Annotated in this window: 12 protein-coding genes, 1 tRNA gene and 1 riboswitch; of the genes, 6 read left to right on the top strand and 7 right to left on the bottom strand. The window is 48.5% G+C overall.

The window, feature by feature from the left end:
* Window positions 1-34: 34 nt before the first annotated feature.
* Window positions 35-1534, top strand: coding sequence for a M28 family metallopeptidase (locus ING2E5A_RS07415; protein WP_071138257.1), 1500 nt, complete (start codon window positions 35-37; stop codon window positions 1532-1534).
* Between the two features lie 13 nt (window positions 1535-1547).
* On the opposite strand, the gene ING2E5A_RS07420 is transcribed toward ING2E5A_RS07415, so the two are convergent.
* The 3 genes from ING2E5A_RS07420 to ING2E5A_RS07430 all read right to left on the bottom strand — a co-directional run bounded on the left by ING2E5A_RS07420 (window position 1548) and on the right by ING2E5A_RS07430 (window position 3468).
* The gene (locus ING2E5A_RS07420; protein ID WP_071136864.1) at window positions 1548-2507 is read right to left on the bottom strand and encodes an HU domain-containing protein; all 960 of its coding nucleotides are present in this window, start codon (window positions 2505-2507) and stop codon (window positions 1548-1550) included.
* Window positions 2508-2584: 77 nt separating this feature from the next.
* Window positions 2585-3163 carry a crossover junction endodeoxyribonuclease RuvC gene (gene ruvC, locus ING2E5A_RS07425; RefSeq protein WP_071136865.1) on the bottom strand — a complete coding sequence of 193 codons (579 nt, stop codon included), beginning with the start codon at window positions 3161-3163 and terminating at the stop codon, window positions 2585-2587.
* Window positions 3160-3468 carry a DUF4286 family protein gene (locus tag ING2E5A_RS07430; RefSeq protein ID WP_071136866.1) on the bottom strand — a complete coding sequence of 103 codons (309 nt, stop codon included), beginning with the start codon at window positions 3466-3468 and terminating at the stop codon, window positions 3160-3162. The genes ruvC and ING2E5A_RS07430 overlap by 4 nt, the downstream gene beginning before the upstream one ends.
* A gap of 85 nt (window positions 3469-3553) precedes the next feature.
* Between ING2E5A_RS07430 and ING2E5A_RS07435 the strand changes: the two genes are divergently transcribed.
* Window positions 3554-3627, top strand: a tRNA-Ala gene (locus tag ING2E5A_RS07435).
* Window positions 3628-4258: 631 nt separating this feature from the next.
* On the opposite strand, the gene nrdG is transcribed toward ING2E5A_RS07435, so the two are convergent.
* From nrdG to ING2E5A_RS07460, 4 genes are all read right to left on the bottom strand, one after another.
* Window positions 4259-4720, bottom strand: coding sequence for an anaerobic ribonucleoside-triphosphate reductase activating protein (gene nrdG, locus ING2E5A_RS07445; RefSeq protein ID WP_071136868.1), 462 nt, complete (start codon window positions 4718-4720; stop codon window positions 4259-4261).
* Between the two features lie 23 nt (window positions 4721-4743).
* A complete protein-coding gene (nrdD, locus tag ING2E5A_RS07450; protein ID WP_071136869.1) occupies window positions 4744-6852 on the bottom strand; it encodes an anaerobic ribonucleoside-triphosphate reductase in 2109 nt (702 codons plus the stop codon).
* Window positions 6853-7078: 226 nt separating this feature from the next.
* Window positions 7079-7291: riboswitch (cobalamin riboswitch) on the bottom strand.
* Window positions 7292-7725: 434 nt separating this feature from the next.
* The gene (locus tag ING2E5A_RS07455) at window positions 7726-8580 is read right to left on the bottom strand and encodes a glycerophosphodiester phosphodiesterase (RefSeq protein ID WP_231960355.1); all 855 of its coding nucleotides are present in this window, start codon (window positions 8578-8580) and stop codon (window positions 7726-7728) included.
* A gap of 66 nt (window positions 8581-8646) precedes the next feature.
* The gene (locus ING2E5A_RS07460) at window positions 8647-9654 is read right to left on the bottom strand and encodes a glycoside hydrolase family 43 protein (RefSeq protein ID WP_083373245.1); all 1008 of its coding nucleotides are present in this window, start codon (window positions 9652-9654) and stop codon (window positions 8647-8649) included.
* A 141-nt stretch (window positions 9655-9795) separates the two neighbouring features.
* On the opposite strand from ING2E5A_RS07460, the gene ING2E5A_RS07465 reads away from it, so the two are divergent.
* From ING2E5A_RS07465 to gcvP, 4 genes are all read left to right on the top strand, one after another.
* Window positions 9796-11448: a hypothetical protein gene (locus tag ING2E5A_RS07465; protein WP_154670057.1), complete on the top strand. Its 1653-nt coding sequence runs from the start codon at window positions 9796-9798 to the stop codon at window positions 11446-11448.
* Window positions 11449-11493: 45 nt separating this feature from the next.
* On the top strand, window positions 11494-11745 hold the full coding sequence (locus ING2E5A_RS07470) for a hypothetical protein (protein WP_071136871.1): 252 nt from the start codon (window positions 11494-11496) through the stop codon (window positions 11743-11745).
* Window positions 11746-11900: 155 nt separating this feature from the next.
* Window positions 11901-12563, top strand: coding sequence for an MBL fold metallo-hydrolase (locus ING2E5A_RS07475; protein WP_071138260.1), 663 nt, complete (start codon window positions 11901-11903; stop codon window positions 12561-12563).
* 58 nt (window positions 12564-12621) lie between these two features.
* Window positions 12622-15471: an aminomethyl-transferring glycine dehydrogenase gene (gene gcvP / locus ING2E5A_RS07480; RefSeq protein ID WP_071136872.1), complete on the top strand. Its 2850-nt coding sequence runs from the start codon at window positions 12622-12624 to the stop codon at window positions 15469-15471.
* Window positions 15472-15501: the final 30 nt, after the last annotated feature.

Raw genomic sequence — 15501 nt, forward strand, 5'->3', positions numbered from 1 at the left:
AGGTTTTCAGAGCGGACTCAAAAACAGATTTCGAATGAACAGTATCAGAAAACTCTTTTTCTTCATTCTGCTGGCAGCATCTTTACCGGCAGTTGCTCAAAACAAGGTGAGTAAAAAGATCATGGAGATCGGTAAAACAGATAACCAGACCATGCTGCACCTGGATGTTCTAACCAATCGCATCGGTGGACGACCCATTGGCTCGGATGCATACGAGAATGCCACATATTGGGTGGCCAGCAAGCTGAAGGAGTGGGGGCTGGAGGTTGAGATCCAGGAGGTTGGAGAACTGCCCGTGGGATTTAACCGCGGACCCTGGTTCGGGAAGATGTACGCTGAAACATCCATGTCGCTCGACTTTGTCACTCCCAGCTATACGACAGGAACCAAGGGCGTTCAGCGCGGACATGTGGTTATCGAACCCAAGACCCGGCAAGAGTTTGAACGGATGAAAGGAAAACTGAAAGGTGCCTGGGTGCTGATTGAAGGAAAAAGTACAGGTTTTCCGATCGATCACTCTGAAAGCGGCGATTCGTTGCGAAGTGTCATCATTGCCCGTAACGAGGCGGCGAAGAGCAGTTCTGAACGGGTTGAGGAGCCGGCTCTCTTCTATAAAGAGATGGTAGAGGCAGGAATTCTCGGGATAATCCAGTCAGCCCCGGTTCCACTGGTGGCCATGTACGACCGGAAAAATCTCTATAAGCTGTCGTTTGATAACCTGCCTGCCGTTCCCGACATCAAACTGAATGAAGACCAGTACGACCTGATCCGCAAGAAAGTTGAGAGAAGAGAATATATCTTGCTGGAGTTTGATATCCGCAACCATTTCAGGCCGGGACCGGTGAAGTACCATAATGTGATAGGCAAGATCAGGGGGACGAAATATCCGGATGAATATGTGATGAGCGGTTGTCATCTCGACTCCTATGACGTCTCTACCGGTGCGGTAGATTGCGGTACCGGTGTGGCTCCCAACCTGGAGATGGCCCGGATGATCATGGCAGCCGGTGGAAATCGTCCCGACAGGACGATACTGTTCTGCTTCTGGGCCGGTGAAGAGTTTGGACTGTTGGGTTCAAAATTCTGGGTGGAGAATAACCTTGACAAGTTGCCAAGGATCTCCAATTACTTTAACCGCGACGGAGGTCCTACTGCGGCATCGGGACTTACCGTGCCAGAAAACATGTATGACGATATTGTGAAATGTACCGAAGGATTGGCCGATTATTGTCCGCAGATCCCCTTTAAGGTTGTGAAAAGCAAGGAACCTCCCCGTCCTGTACCGGCCAACGCCTACGGAAGCGATCACGCCTATTTTGCCAGAAACGGTGTTCCAACAATTGCCTTCGACAATACCGATCCGTTGGGTTACAACTTCAACTATAGGGAGATCTGGCATACAAACCGCGATCTCTACAACATGAGTATCCCCGAATATATGGAGTACACCTCCGTAACACAAGCAGTTACAGTATACAATGTGGCCAATTTGAAAAGATTGTTGCCCAGGGATGGAATCTACATTCAAGAGTGATCACCATTGGTGATCACTTTTTCAATATCCACGCGTCCTGGTGATTCGGAAAATTTTGTTTGAGCTGTTTCAGGTGTTGATCTGCCTCCTCGCGGGTGGAAAATGAGGCGGCATAAACGGTGGTACGATTGGGCCGTTTGAAAAACGAGGCATCTGAATAGCCTTCCGATTTGAGCAGGTTGATCATGTTGTCTGCGATCTCGGGAACTTCATAGACCCCCGTTACGATATAGAACCTGGGTCCTTCGGGTACGGATATTCTCTCATCCAGCCGTCTCTCTTCCTGTTGAGCAGCAACCGCAACACTCTCTCTGCCAACCTCCTCACTTTTGTTGGATGTGGTGACCTCCTTAGACGCCTTTACTTCCTTGGTGAGATGAAGAGAAGGTGAAGAGATGGCGATGAGCTGGGCTGTCTGGTGCCGAAGCGGACTGTCCTGAACCGGGAAGAGAAGCATGATGGCTGTAACTACAGCTGCAACAGCCGCGACGATGCCTGTTTTCCTCACCACCGACTTCCTGCTGCCATCCTCACTGTTCCTGCGGTCTGCCGTTTGTAACTGGATAATGGGTTGCAAGGAAGCACGGGAAAGTCCAAAGTATTCAGGCCGGACAAAAGGATTGGACTGATATACAAATCTGAGATCGTCTACCATCCGGAAACTTCCCAGATCGCCCAGATCGACAAACCTTTCCGTTCTCAGCTGATTCATGATTTGCCGGACGGCATCGTTTATCTTCTTCGTGGCGTTCTCGAATGAGATATTGTCGGTTCGCATGTATGACTCCACCAATAGTCCGTCGTTGTGGGAGAGCTCGCGGTTAAACACCAGTTCGGATTCCGGCGGGGTGAAGGCAGAAATTCCATCTCTGCGGGCTGGTGTTGTATTCACGACAAATCCTCCCAATGAAGGAACAATCACGCAATTGTGCGTATGCAGGAGGAATTCTATATGTGAAATCAGCTGTTTCATATCGCAAAGATAAAAAAATGATCATGATTTAAAAAAAAAACGATACCGGTTTATTCCCATTTTTATTTACTACTCCATCACTTTCGTATTTTTGTCCTGTTCTGTTCGACATACTCTTTCCAGCTCTTGTATCTGGGCCCGTCGGATTGTGTTCCGGAGGATTGATAATAGTGGCACATCGCTGCAGCCAGTCCGTCCGTAGCATCCAGCTGGGGTAGCATATTCGCGTCAGGAATATGCAGAATCTTCTGTAGCATGTAGGCCACCTGCTCCTTGGCTGCCTGCCCGTTCCCCGTAATGGCCATCTTGATCTTTAGCGGAGCGTACTCGAAAATGGGAACATCCTTTGCAATGGCGGCAGCCATGGCTACCCCCTGAGCGCGACCGAGCTTGAGCATGCTCTGCACGTTTTTCCCGAAGAAGGGAGCCTCGATGGCCATCTCGTCGGGCAGGTACTCTTCAAGCAGTCCGGTAATACGTGAATAGATCCGTGCCAGGCGTATGTAGTGGTTCTCGAACTTGTCAAGCTTGATAACCCCCATTGCTTCGAGTGCCGGCCTGTTTCCTGCGATCCTGATAATCCCGTACCCCATCACCTGTGTTCCCGGGTCGATGCCCAGAATGATACGTTCCTTTGTCGGTGCGTTGCTTGTCATAACTCGACAGTATGTAACAGTGTCGCAAATCCTTGTATCTCTTGTCCGAACTTGCTGGAGATCAGGAGCCGGAGCTCCTTTCCGGTGGTGCTGTTCCATTGTTCCAGCGCTTCAATTGTGAAAACTTTGAATTCTAGCGCATAGGAGGTGTCGCCATTCTCATCCATGGAAAAAACGCGGGTGAGCCTGGGCTCGACCAGAAGATTGTTTTGAATGGAGAGGGGAATATATTCGTCGCGGATAAAATCGATAAATGCTTCCTGCAATTTTTTCGGCACGCTAAAGGTGGTGTTGTAGATGATCATTTTGCACTTTTCAGTAAATTTACTACTCAAATATCATTGCAAAATTAAATAAAATCCCTATCTTTGCAAACCAAAACAAAAGTACGGGGGATTAGCTCATCTGGCTAGAGCGTTTGACTGGCAGTCAAAAGGTGACCGGTTCGAGTCCGGTATTCTCCACACCTCCGACACAGTTGTAGAAAAGGATTTCGGCAATATTCCGAAATCCTTTTTTTTGGACCCTACCCCAAAAAAGCTCAAATTGTGCAGAAATAGTTACTGAAGACTTATCCTTGAATATTGCGACATAACAGTAGTCACATACAAGAAGATCTATTACGAGCCGTCTGATTATTGGGTTTGGGCTTATATCTCAAAATAGAGGAATATTTGAAGTTTATGACATGGAAAGGCGCTATCAGGGACTGTAATAAAAAGGAGTGGTGTTATCACTGAATATATCACTATCCGGCATTTGTTGATCTTCAAGAGGGCCCGCTGCTGCTTTGGCGATGATCTTATCAACCTTAACAGGTTTAGATTGTTTCAAAACTGCAATCAGTAAACAGAAGCAAGAATCAGAGGAGACAGGAGAAAGTGTCGGTCCCGAACCTGATGTTGAAGATCGTTTAATCATTACAACAGAGAAAGAAAAGGTGGCAGGGTTTTATCAGTGCATCAACAATATACCGCAGAATTGATGGCTTGAGCCAGGTGGTGATATACTCTTTTGGTGGATTTGCTTCAGTTGTGATGGATGATGGAGAATATGCCTCGGCCCATATACCTCCAGGTCTACTGTTTCCATTGTTTATCGCTGCATCTTGAAGGTAATATCCTTAAAACCGTCAGCTGTGAACCTGTATAATCGTTGGTTGGTCGTTCTTCGGTCTAATCCGCCCAACGCCTCCAGAAAAGGTCCAGTTTTCACATAATCAAAGCACCCGGCTGCTGCAGGATCAATGATATCGTTTCCCGAATACCAGGCTGTTCTGAGTCTCCCTTCCCATTCTGTACGAACATAGGTTGCCAGCCGGCATACCGCTTCAACTTGGGCGTCACCTCCCATAAAACAGACGCAAGTGATGGCGTGCGCGTAGCTTTGCAACAGTCCGGAAAGGACTCTCTCGCTCAACTCTTCCCCGGTCTCTTGCTGTAAATGGGGACTGTGACACCCTTTGCAGCGATATGGACAACCCGACAGGTTGATTGCCAGCGACACTTCGTCAGGAACTTCCTGAAAGACGATAGTATAATCTGTGTACTTCAACATAGCTGCTTTTCAGATTTAAGTATTTATAATCCAACTCTATCTTTAACCCTCGCATAATATCTCCTGCTTGCCTCCGCCTGTCGGGCTTCAGAAAAGTTGCTCACCCGTTTCATGTAACCGATAATGCGTGTAAGGTAGTCCACATCTCGAGACCCGCACCGGGGACATTTCTTAAGAAAGCGCTTGTCGATCGTACCGCAGGCATTGCATACAGTATTGGGAATGTTGAAGGTAAAGTAGTTGCAGCCTTCTTGGGCTGCCACACGCAACAACTGCCGGTATTGGATCTTTGAGAGATGCTCCTCCAGGTTCAAATGGAGTGCTGATCCCCCGGTCAAATGTTCAATGTAGTCCCGTCCGTGCAGCCGGAATTTGTCGATCACGTTCAATGAGGAATCCTCTACCCGATAAAAGTAGCTGTTGTAACAATCACGTGGGACGAAATAACCCTCCTCCCGATCCCATCTGGCATGTTTTACCCCCACATTTTCCGCAGGAATCATCTCACAATTGAACATCAATTCTTTCGACCGGTATTTTCTGTTATACTGTTCGATAATACCTAGTATCTCCTGAACGAAGGATATGTATTGAGGGTTGTGGTTGATTTTTATGCCCAGTGATTCGGCTGCTTCCACCAATCCGTTTACGCCAATGGTCAGGTATTGACGGCTCATGTTGATGTATCCCGCATCAAATAAGGGAAGCATTCCTTTTTGATGGAACATCTTCAGATTCTCGTTGTAGGCAATTTGCGCCTTATGTGCAAGATCCACCACCTCTTCAAGGAAACTGGTGTGAGATTGTCCAGAACGTTGTGCAAACTGGATGCAACGGTTCAGATTGATGGTGAGTACGCTTTTGGATCCGGTAGATACCCCGCCCGCCCCCAGGGTGTAGCTGAACCCGTTGTCCTGTATCTCGTTGCGCAGTCGGCAGCAGCTGGAAAGCGAGTCGGCATTGTCACTCATATAGGTAAAGAAAGAGTGTCCTTCTGCATACATTTCGGCGGTGAAATCACCATACTCGCTATCGATAGTGTCGCCATCCCTGGTCAGTAACGCCATGGTTTCAACGGGGAATGTGAGCACGACTTTGGTGCGTTCCTGGTTAAACCATTTCATAAATCTTTTCTGCAGCCAGTTTAGTGATTCCCATACGGGCCGTGATCCGTCGGGAAACCGGAACTCTCCAAACAGGCTTTCAAAGTAATATCTATCATAATAGGAGATATTCCAGAACACTGCCTGAAAGTTACGTGCTCCCGTAGGTTGATTGATGGAGTAGACGATCTGCTCGAAACAGTCGGTTATCACCTTGTCTAACGTACGCCGGCGCTTAGAGAGATCCACCATTTCCTGTATACGTTGCCGATAGTCATCACCATATTCCTGCCGGATAAAGTAATCCATGTACATCAGGAATTCTGGAGTGGCACAAGCTCCGCTAAGCATGCTAGAGACGATAAACACCATATTGATAAATCCGCCACAGAATGATTTCAGGTTGGTGGGTGGGGTAGAATTGCCGCCGACAGGAATTGTTCCGTGCAGTAACCATGGATACATGGTGATACTGGCACAGTAGTTGGCCAGGCTGGTCTCATCATTTTTATAAATGAAATGTTGGTTCAGTAAACTGATATATTTGTCAGCGAACTCTTTACCGTACATCTCCTTCATCCTGTCGGTCATCATTTTCCGGTTCAGCTCGATAAAACTTTTTTTGGGTAACTCCCCCATGAGGGTAGCGATGTTCTTTCTCTCCACGTTGGCGTTGGCGTCGAACTTGCTTCCTGTAGCTGGATTGCTAGCGTTGCAATAGTTTATCAGGAAATTCATTCTGTTCTGGATCTCGCGTGTTTCGGTATGTTTCTGTCGATAGAGCATATATGCTTTCGCAACGGTGAAGTACTTTTCCTTCATTAATGCCGTTTCCACTTGATTTTGAATCTCCTCCACACTAATGCCGTTGAAAACACGCAGGTGGGAAAGAAGGGTGGTAAAATCCTCATCGGTAGCAAAAGATCCTACAGATAAAAATGCTTTTGCAATGGCACTCCTGATTTTCTCGACTGAGAAGGAGAGATGTTTCCCATCTCTTTTTACAATAAAAATTTCGTTGTTGTCCATTTTTTTATTATTTCATGTTTGTAAGCTTTCTTCCAACGGGCATAAACATGATAGGTCGAATATCTCCGGTATAACCTTATAGCACTATACGCTTTCCCCTCCTAATGAGTGATCCGATGACTGTACAAAACAGGACAGCATAACTTGCAGTATTACATGCAACCAGACAAAATAGGAATAATGCCATTGATATTTTCGACTGTCTTTTTACCCGAAAGACATCAAAAAAAAGTATTAACATTTGGCAGGTCTTCTGACTTACTCTCGTGCTGAAATGCCTTCCCACTCCGGTTTTTCGGGAGCAGTGGCGATAGGGAGTTGTTCAGCACCTAAGAAAAGAGCTTACAGCAGCGGGAACTGTTGCCGATTTTCACGGCATTCCCTTTTATTTTATTCATTAAGATGACAATGAATAAAAACCAAATGTTTCCACAAAAGTAAATTTTATTTTAGAAAATAGCAATGATATTCACCAATAAAGTTGTAAATATTGATGGTTGTTGTTTTTAAAGTATTGATAGATAGTAGTTTTTTTTATGCTCCAGGATTGGTTGTACTTGCTGATATTTTTATTTTGGACAATTATGATTAAATAAGACCTTCATTGTGTATCCAACTACTACGAAATTCAAATAGACCAAAAAGGTTCATTCGGGATTTTTTCATGTGATACGGAATAAAAACCGATTTCTTGTCAACTTGATATAAAATAGTAAAAGGCCAAAAATGGTTTTAATTTAAAAATCAATCATTATCAGGTGATGTGTTGTAGCGGATCTCCCTTAAGTTATCCTTGCCACAGATCATCCAATTTGTCGGCATTTTCCCGACTCTTATCGGACCTAAAAAGACCAGCCGTTGAACCAGGAATGATTACTTGATCCTGATCCACGAAGCGTTGGCTGCGACCCATTCCGATACTGCCAATGGAACATCGGTACAGAGGTGATCTCCTCCCAAGGCAACTCCGAGCAGGAAATCTTCAACAGATGTGCCGGGCCACAGGCAGACCGTGAAACCCTTCTTCTTGGCCTGCCTGACCATTTTTCGGGTGGTTCCGTCGATCATGCAGGCAACCCGTTTAATTCCCAGTTCATCTGCCTCCTGCAGCAGTTTTGCGTTCAGTTCTTCTGACTTGATCAACATCAGTTCCGCATCCGGATGGTTCTCTTTAAGGTATTTCAACGGTCTTTTATCGAATGAGGTGAGCACGTATAAGGAGGTAGACGGTTTGGCGGCGTATACCTTGTCGTAAAGCTGGTCGCAATACCTGGATAATGTGGCTTCATCATACATCGGGTTATTTGTTTTCATCTCGAACTCGATATAGACCCCCTCCTTGTCCTTGAAAAAAGCAAGGACCTCGTCCAATGTCGGGATCGGATTTCCCTTTTTCGTCCTGATCTTGCCGAGCTCCTTCAGGGTCAACTCCTCGATGGGCCGATCGATGCCCGTCATGTGGAGTAGCGAGCCGTCGTGTAAAAGTACCAGGTGGCCATCTTTAGTCAGACGGATATCGGTTTCGTATCCGCGGATACCTCGTTTATAGGTCTCTTTAAATGCCTCAAGCGTATTCTCCTCATACTCTTTCGCACCTCCGCGATGTGCATGGATTTTAACCTCCATCACCTGGGCCTGGCTGGTGGCAAAAGAGCAAAGGAGCATTGCTATTGCCAATCTTTTCCTGAATGAAAAACAGAACTCTTTTACAATGGTAATCATACTCATAAATCTAGATTTCTTATGGTTCATTTTTTAAAATTAAAATATCGTATCTCCTTTTCCGGCTTGAGACTACTTCGTCAACTCCCTTATCAGTTCCAGTGTCTCACCGGTATCACGCAGTTCGAAAAACTTGGCACGTTCCTCTCCTCCTGGAGAATTTGGGCGGTGAAAAGCGATGCACAAACGGCCATCAAACGTGCGGAATATCATGCCATGCCCCCCGTTCTGGGTGAAGAGTGGCTTTTCCTGCTGTCTCCACGGACCGGATACTTTTCCGGTAACCGACTCTGCAATGCCGATAGCGTATTCGCCGTTCATGAAACTGGACCAGATCATCAACAGTTTGCCTGTCATGGTGCGATAGAGGAAACATCCGTCAGTAACATAAGATTTTACGGAGTTGCTCTCATGGGGACTTCCTGTGGACCAGGCAGCGGCCGAGGCGTTAAACAGGGTCAGGTGCTCCCCTGCAGTTTTGGAAAGGTCGGGCGCCAGCTCAACCAGCACCATGGTTCCATCAATTACCTGCACCCATTCATGGCAATAGATCATGTAGGGACGTCCATCCTCAACCCACAGCGTGCCATCGAGTGCCATGCGGTCCATCGGAGTATGGGGCACCTTGCCGAATGGAAGGAAAGGTCCCTCGGGCCCTTCCGAAACAAAAACCTGTGTGCCCCTGAAGAGATATTCGGGCCATCCTTTTTGCTCCTTCTTCCACTCAATGTCAGAATTCAGTGTGGCAAAAAGATAATATTTCCCATTGTAGGCGTGCACTTCCGGGGCCCAAACGGCTCCGGTAATCCAGTTGTCTTCCGGTACGGTGAATACCTGTACCGGACCTTCCCAGTTTATCAGGTCCCTGCTCTTGTAGGCTTCAACACCTCCCAGCAACTTGTCTGCACTGGCGACCGATGCGGACTTGTACATATAATAATATCCACTCTGCTGGTCGGGGAGTATATAGGGGTCGCGGATATGGATCTCGTGAAGTCTCTTTGCTTTCTGCCCGCACAATGGGATGGTGCCGATCATCAAAAAAAGAAAGAGGATTGGTGAAATATTTTTCAGGCCCATAAAGTTGTTATTTTTATTCAAAGATATAAAAAATAGAATTCCGGTTGGGTGAAAGCGGGAGGTATCATGGAAAAAAAACGATAATTTTGTCGTTTACATCAATTGAGATGATCTGTTGAAATTATTCATATGGGTGACAAGATGAGTAAAAGAGTGATCGGGGCGGTATTCTGCCTCTTCGTGGGCCTGCAGCTTCATGCACAGTTGAAATTTGAAGAGAAGAGACCACTGTTTCTCCTGGAAAACGGTACTGTCATCACAACTCCGGAAGAGGGGATGTGGTCGGTAGCTACGGGGTGGAAAAATGACTGGATGACCGGATGGGTACATGCAAACCCCGCCGCGATAGAAGTGTTCAACGAATGGACCATCCTGAAGGGGGAGATGCAGTTGCCCGAAGGTATGCTTCTCTTGAGAGACGCCTATCGTGAAGTCAAACCGGGTTTGATCAGGTGTATACGGCGTTTCGAGTGGAGGGGCGAGAAGGAACTTTCACCGCTGACGCTCTCTCTCCGTTTACGCATGAAAGGAAGAGAGATGTCGCTTTTCATGCCTGGGATCCTCTATTACGGAAACAAGAATGGAGCAGGTGTCAATCCCGATATCATCCCAGTTTACACCAGTAAGCCAGGCGAGTTTGCCATCTTCGAAGAGCATCGTTTCCCGATGCCGTTTGTGATGCTGGAGAACCGCGAAGAGTGTCATGCGGCGGCACTCCATTTTACGCCCAGCCCTGTGCGGGGCGCCGTATTGGCAGATCAATGGTGGTCGGCCGGTGTGGAGGCGGGTGAGGGGTATACCGAGAGATATGCCGACACCTATCTGAGCCTGGAACCGGGGCAGATCATTGAAAAGGAGTACTACATCGAACTCTATCCCATTGAGCGTGAGGGAACCGGTTTCCAGCAGCCGGTGTACACTTCGCTCGATCTGCACCGACCGTACGATGCCGAGAGGTTTACTGACTTCAAGACGATTCTGGAAAGCAAATATCGTTTTGCCCTGAGCAGGTGGGTAGAGCATGGCGATAGCGCTGCAGGGTTTGGAATGTACGAACTTCAAAAGAGAAGAGATCTGGTGATGGGCTGGTGCGGCCAGGCCGATTCTCCGGGATATGCCCTGCAGGTTCTTGATCATCTGTTGGACGACAAGGAGGTACCTGAGAGAGTCCAGTGCTCCCTCGATTTTCTCTCCTCCTTTCCTGTGGAGAGAGCCAACGGGATGTTTCCGGTAGGATTCAATGGAAGAGAGTTCTACGATGGCGATCATGTCTCCTGCGGCCAGGCACTCTGCAACTTTGCCAAGGCAATTGAAACCGCCAGAAAGAACAGACGATACAAGACGGAGAAATGGGAAAGGTTCCTGCAGGCAGCATGCGACGGTCAGACAAAACGGATATTGGATCCGGCATGGAATCCCCATTCAACCGCTGAGGGTTTCTATATGGCTCCACTGGCGATAGCCTCCGAACTCTTTGCCCGGGACGAGTACCGGTTGGCTGCCGAGAAAATTGCCGCTACCTATGCCAACCGTCACCTCTCCATGGATGGTTGTTACTGGGGTGGGACGCTCGACGCCACCTGCGAGGATAAAGAGGGGGCATGGGCAGCGTTTCAGGGCTTTCTGGAACTGTATGAGCGGTTCAAGGAGGCGAAATATCTCGACTGGGCAAAGCATGCGATGGATGTCTGCCTGAGTTATGTGGTGGTGTGGGATATCCCTCTGCCGGCAGGCCGTCTGGCCGATTATCATTTCAAATCGACCGGATGGAGCGTAGTCTCTCCACAGAACTAGCATATCGATGTCTATGGCGTACTCTTCGCGCCGGAGGTTTACAAGATGGGGCGATACCTGGATGACAGGAGGCTGCAGCAATTGGCAAGAGTGATCTACCACTCCTGTTTCCAGCTTACAGACATCTACGGGTCGCAGGGGGAACAACTCCAGCAGACCAATTTTGCACAACGGGGAGACATGAGTAATGTGCACAAGTTGCGGGGTGGCTATTCGGAAGGGTGGACCGTCTTCTGGATTACTGCACATTTCCTGAACGCGGCAGCCCGTTTTCTTGAACTGCAGGTTATTCCTTAATATAGGGAGACTCAACAAGATTGTTCTGCATTGGCTCTCCCGGCATCCATCATCTTCATGATGGCGGAATAGCCTTTTTTACACCTTAATTTGAAAAGAAAGCCGTATATTTGCATCGAATTATGAACGGTCCACAAAAAGATATCTGCCGGTCAATGAAGATTAAAACATTTGAATTTAACCCGTTAGGTGTTAACACCTATCTGTTGTATGATGAAACGGGTGAGTCTGTTGTCGTGGATGCGGCCTGTTTCTTTCCTGAGGAATATAATCTGTTGCTGGATTTCCTGATGGATAATAACCTGGTTGTCAAGCATCTTGTTAATACTCACCTCCACTTCGACCATATCTTCGGTGTGAATGCTTTAGCCTCCCGTTTTGATCTGAAACTACAGGCTCACCGCGCCGATGTTGTTCTGCTCGAAAACCTGCCGCTGCAACTCCAAATGTTCGGTATTAATACAGAGACCGATTATCGGCCTGAGATCGGCTCTTTTCTTGAGGAGGGCGACCTAGTCTCCTTCGGAAATCAACAATTGAAAGTGTTGCACCTGCCCGGCCACTCGCCTGGAAGCATTGTCCTCTACAATGAAAAAGCAAAAAAGATACTGGTCGGCGATGTGCTTTTTAACGGGAGTATCGGTCGGACCGACCTGTTAGGCGGAAGTTTTGAACAACTGACCGAAGGTATCCGTACCAAACTTTTTATCTTGCCGGATGAGACAGAGGTCTACCCGGGTCACGGCCCAAAAACGACCATCGGGCAGGAGAGAGAGTTCAACCCTTTTGTAGGAACCAAAGGCTACACCTACAGGTGATAGCTCCCTGGTGTTTTTTTAAACAGTGAATATCAAACGTTAAAACAAGATACAATATATGGAAATGGAACATTTTAAAACCCGCCATATCGGCATCAGGCCGGAAGACCTGGACGTTATGTTGCAGACCCTGGGTGTCTCATCGGTGGACGAGCTGATCGACCAGACAATTCCGGCAGATATCCGCTTGAAGAAGCCGTTATCGCTACCCAAGGCTCAATCGGAAATGGAGTATGCCGAAGAGATTGGAAGAATTGCATCAACAAACAAGATTTTCACCTCATACATCGGTATGGGATGGTACGATACGGTTACTCCGGCAGTGATTTACCGAAACGTATTTGAGAACCCGGTCTGGTACACCTCTTATACACCCTACCAGGCTGAAATTTCGCAGGGAAGACTCGAGGCGCTGCTGAATTTCCAGACGGTAGTGAGCGAACTGACCGGGCTGCCGCTGGCCAACTGTTCGCTGCTGGACGAAGCAACTGCCGCTGCAGAAGCAGCGTCAATGATGTACGGGCTGCGTAGCCGTGATCAGGTAAAGAACAACATCTCGACACTCTTTGTCGACCAGCATATCTTCCCTCAAACCCTTGCCGTATTGCGCACACGGATGGGTATGGCGGGAATTGAAATTGAAGTGGGTGATTACAACAGTTTCGATGCCGACAAGGCTTACTTTGGTGCCATCGTACAATATCCCAACAGCAACGGTAACGTTGAAGATTACCGGAACTTTGTGGAGAAGGCCCACGCTTCGGGATGCAAGGTGGCAGTTGCTGCCGACCTGATGTCTCTCGTTCTGCTCGTACCTCCCGGTGAATGGGGAGCAGATATTGCATTTGGCAGCAGCCAGCGTTTTGGAATCCCGATGTTCTACGGCGGTCCATCCGCGGCATTTTTCGCCACCCGCGACGAGTATAAGCGGAGTATGCCGGGAAGAATCATTGGCATATCCAAGGATGCATACGGAAAAGATGCCCTCAGGATGGCTCTCCAGACGCGCGAACAGCATATCAAGCGAGAAAAGGCCACCTCGAACATCTGTACCGCACAAGCATTGCTGGCGACCATGGCTTCGTTCTACGCCGTCTATCACGGACCCGAAGGGTTGAAGAAGATCGCAAGACGGATTCACTCAGTCGCCTCGCTGGTGGCCGACGAATTGAAGGAGCTTGGCTTCAGGCAGCTAAACAGCAGCTTTTTCGACACGTTGAAACTGCAGCTTCCTGAAAATATAACGCAGTCCAGCGTGAAAGATCTGGCCGAAATGCGTAACATCAATCTTCGTTATTTCGAAACCGGAGAGATCGGAATCAGCATCGACGAGACCACCGATCCTTATCGCGTCCACGAGCTGTTGGCCGTCTTTGCCATGGCGGCAGGGAGTTCCAAGGTGTTCATGATTGACGAACTGCCGGAGAAGGTCACCTTGAAGGGCGAGCAACTCCGCTCTTCCGGTTTCCTGACGCATCCCACCTTCAACAGTTACCATTCCGAAACGGAGATGATGCGGTACATCAAACGGCTGGAGAGAAAGGATATCTCACTGGCTCACTCCATGATCTCGCTCGGATCGTGTACGATGAAACTGAATGCTGCATCCGAACTTTTGCCGTTGGGCCATCCGGGATTTCAGAAAATCCACCCTTTTGCCCCCGAAGATCAGGTGGCAGGTTATCAGGAGATGATCCATGAACTGGAGTCGATGCTGGCCGAGATTACCGGATTTGCGGCAACAAGCCTGCAACCCAATTCGGGTGCGGCCGGGGAGTTTACCGGATTGCTGGTTATTGCCAGTTACCTGAAAAGTATAGGGCAGGGAGATCGCAAGACAGTTCTGATTCCCGCCTCCGCACATGGAACCAATCCTGCCAGTGCGGTCCAGGCAGGATTCAATCCCGTAACCGTGGCCACCGATATCAAAGGGAATGTCGACATGGACGATTTCCGGAAAAAGGTAGAGACATACCGCGACGACCTTGCCGCCTTCATGATTACCTATCCTTCCACTCACGGTATCTTTGAGGTGAATATCCGGGAGATGTGCGACATGATTCATGAGGCGGGGGGACAGGTTTATATGGATGGCGCAAACATGAACGCCCAGGTAGGAGTGACCAACCCCGGCACCATCGGTGCCGATGTTTGCCACCTGAACCTGCATAAGACATTTGCCATCCCCCACGGTGGTGGCGGACCGGGAGTGGGCCCCATCTGCGTGGCCGAACACCTGGTACCTTTCCTGCCCGGACATCCGGTGGTCTTCGAATCGGAGACCAACACCGTCTCGGCAGCCCCCTACGGAAGTGCTGGCGTACTCGCCATCACCTACGGTTATATCCGGATGATGGGAGCGGAAGGGTTGACGGAAGCGACCAAGATGGCAATCCTCAATGCCAACTACTTGGCCGAGAGGTTGAACGACTCTTACGGGATTGTATACCGTGGTGTAAACGGAAGGGTAGGACATGAACTGATCCTGGAGTGCAGGGGACTGAAATCGGTATCGGGAATTACGGAAACCGATATTGCAAAACGCCTGATGGACTACGGTTTTCATGCTCCCACACTCTCGTTCCCCGTTCATGGAACATTAATGATCGAACCTACCGAAAGCGAAAGCCTTGCCGAACTCGACCGGTTTGTGGATGCCATGCAGCAGATCCACAACGAGATCATCGAGGTGTCTCGTGGTGAGTACAGCGCGGAAGACAACGTCCTGATCAACGCCCCGCACCCCGAATACGAGGCGGTGGCCGACGAGTGGAAGCATGCCTATCCCCGCAGCAAGGCGGTCTATCCGCTTCCTTATGTTGCGGAAAACAAGTTCTGGGTGAATGTTGCCCGCGTGGATAATGCCTTTGGTGATAGAAACCTGGTAGCCTGTCTCTGTCAGATGTAATTTTTTCGTATCTTTGTATTTCAATAACTC

Origin of the sequence: Petrimonas mucosa (genome assembly GCF_900095795.1) — a bacterium.
Taxonomy (GTDB): Bacteria; Bacteroidota; Bacteroidia; order Bacteroidales; family Dysgonomonadaceae; genus Petrimonas; species Petrimonas mucosa.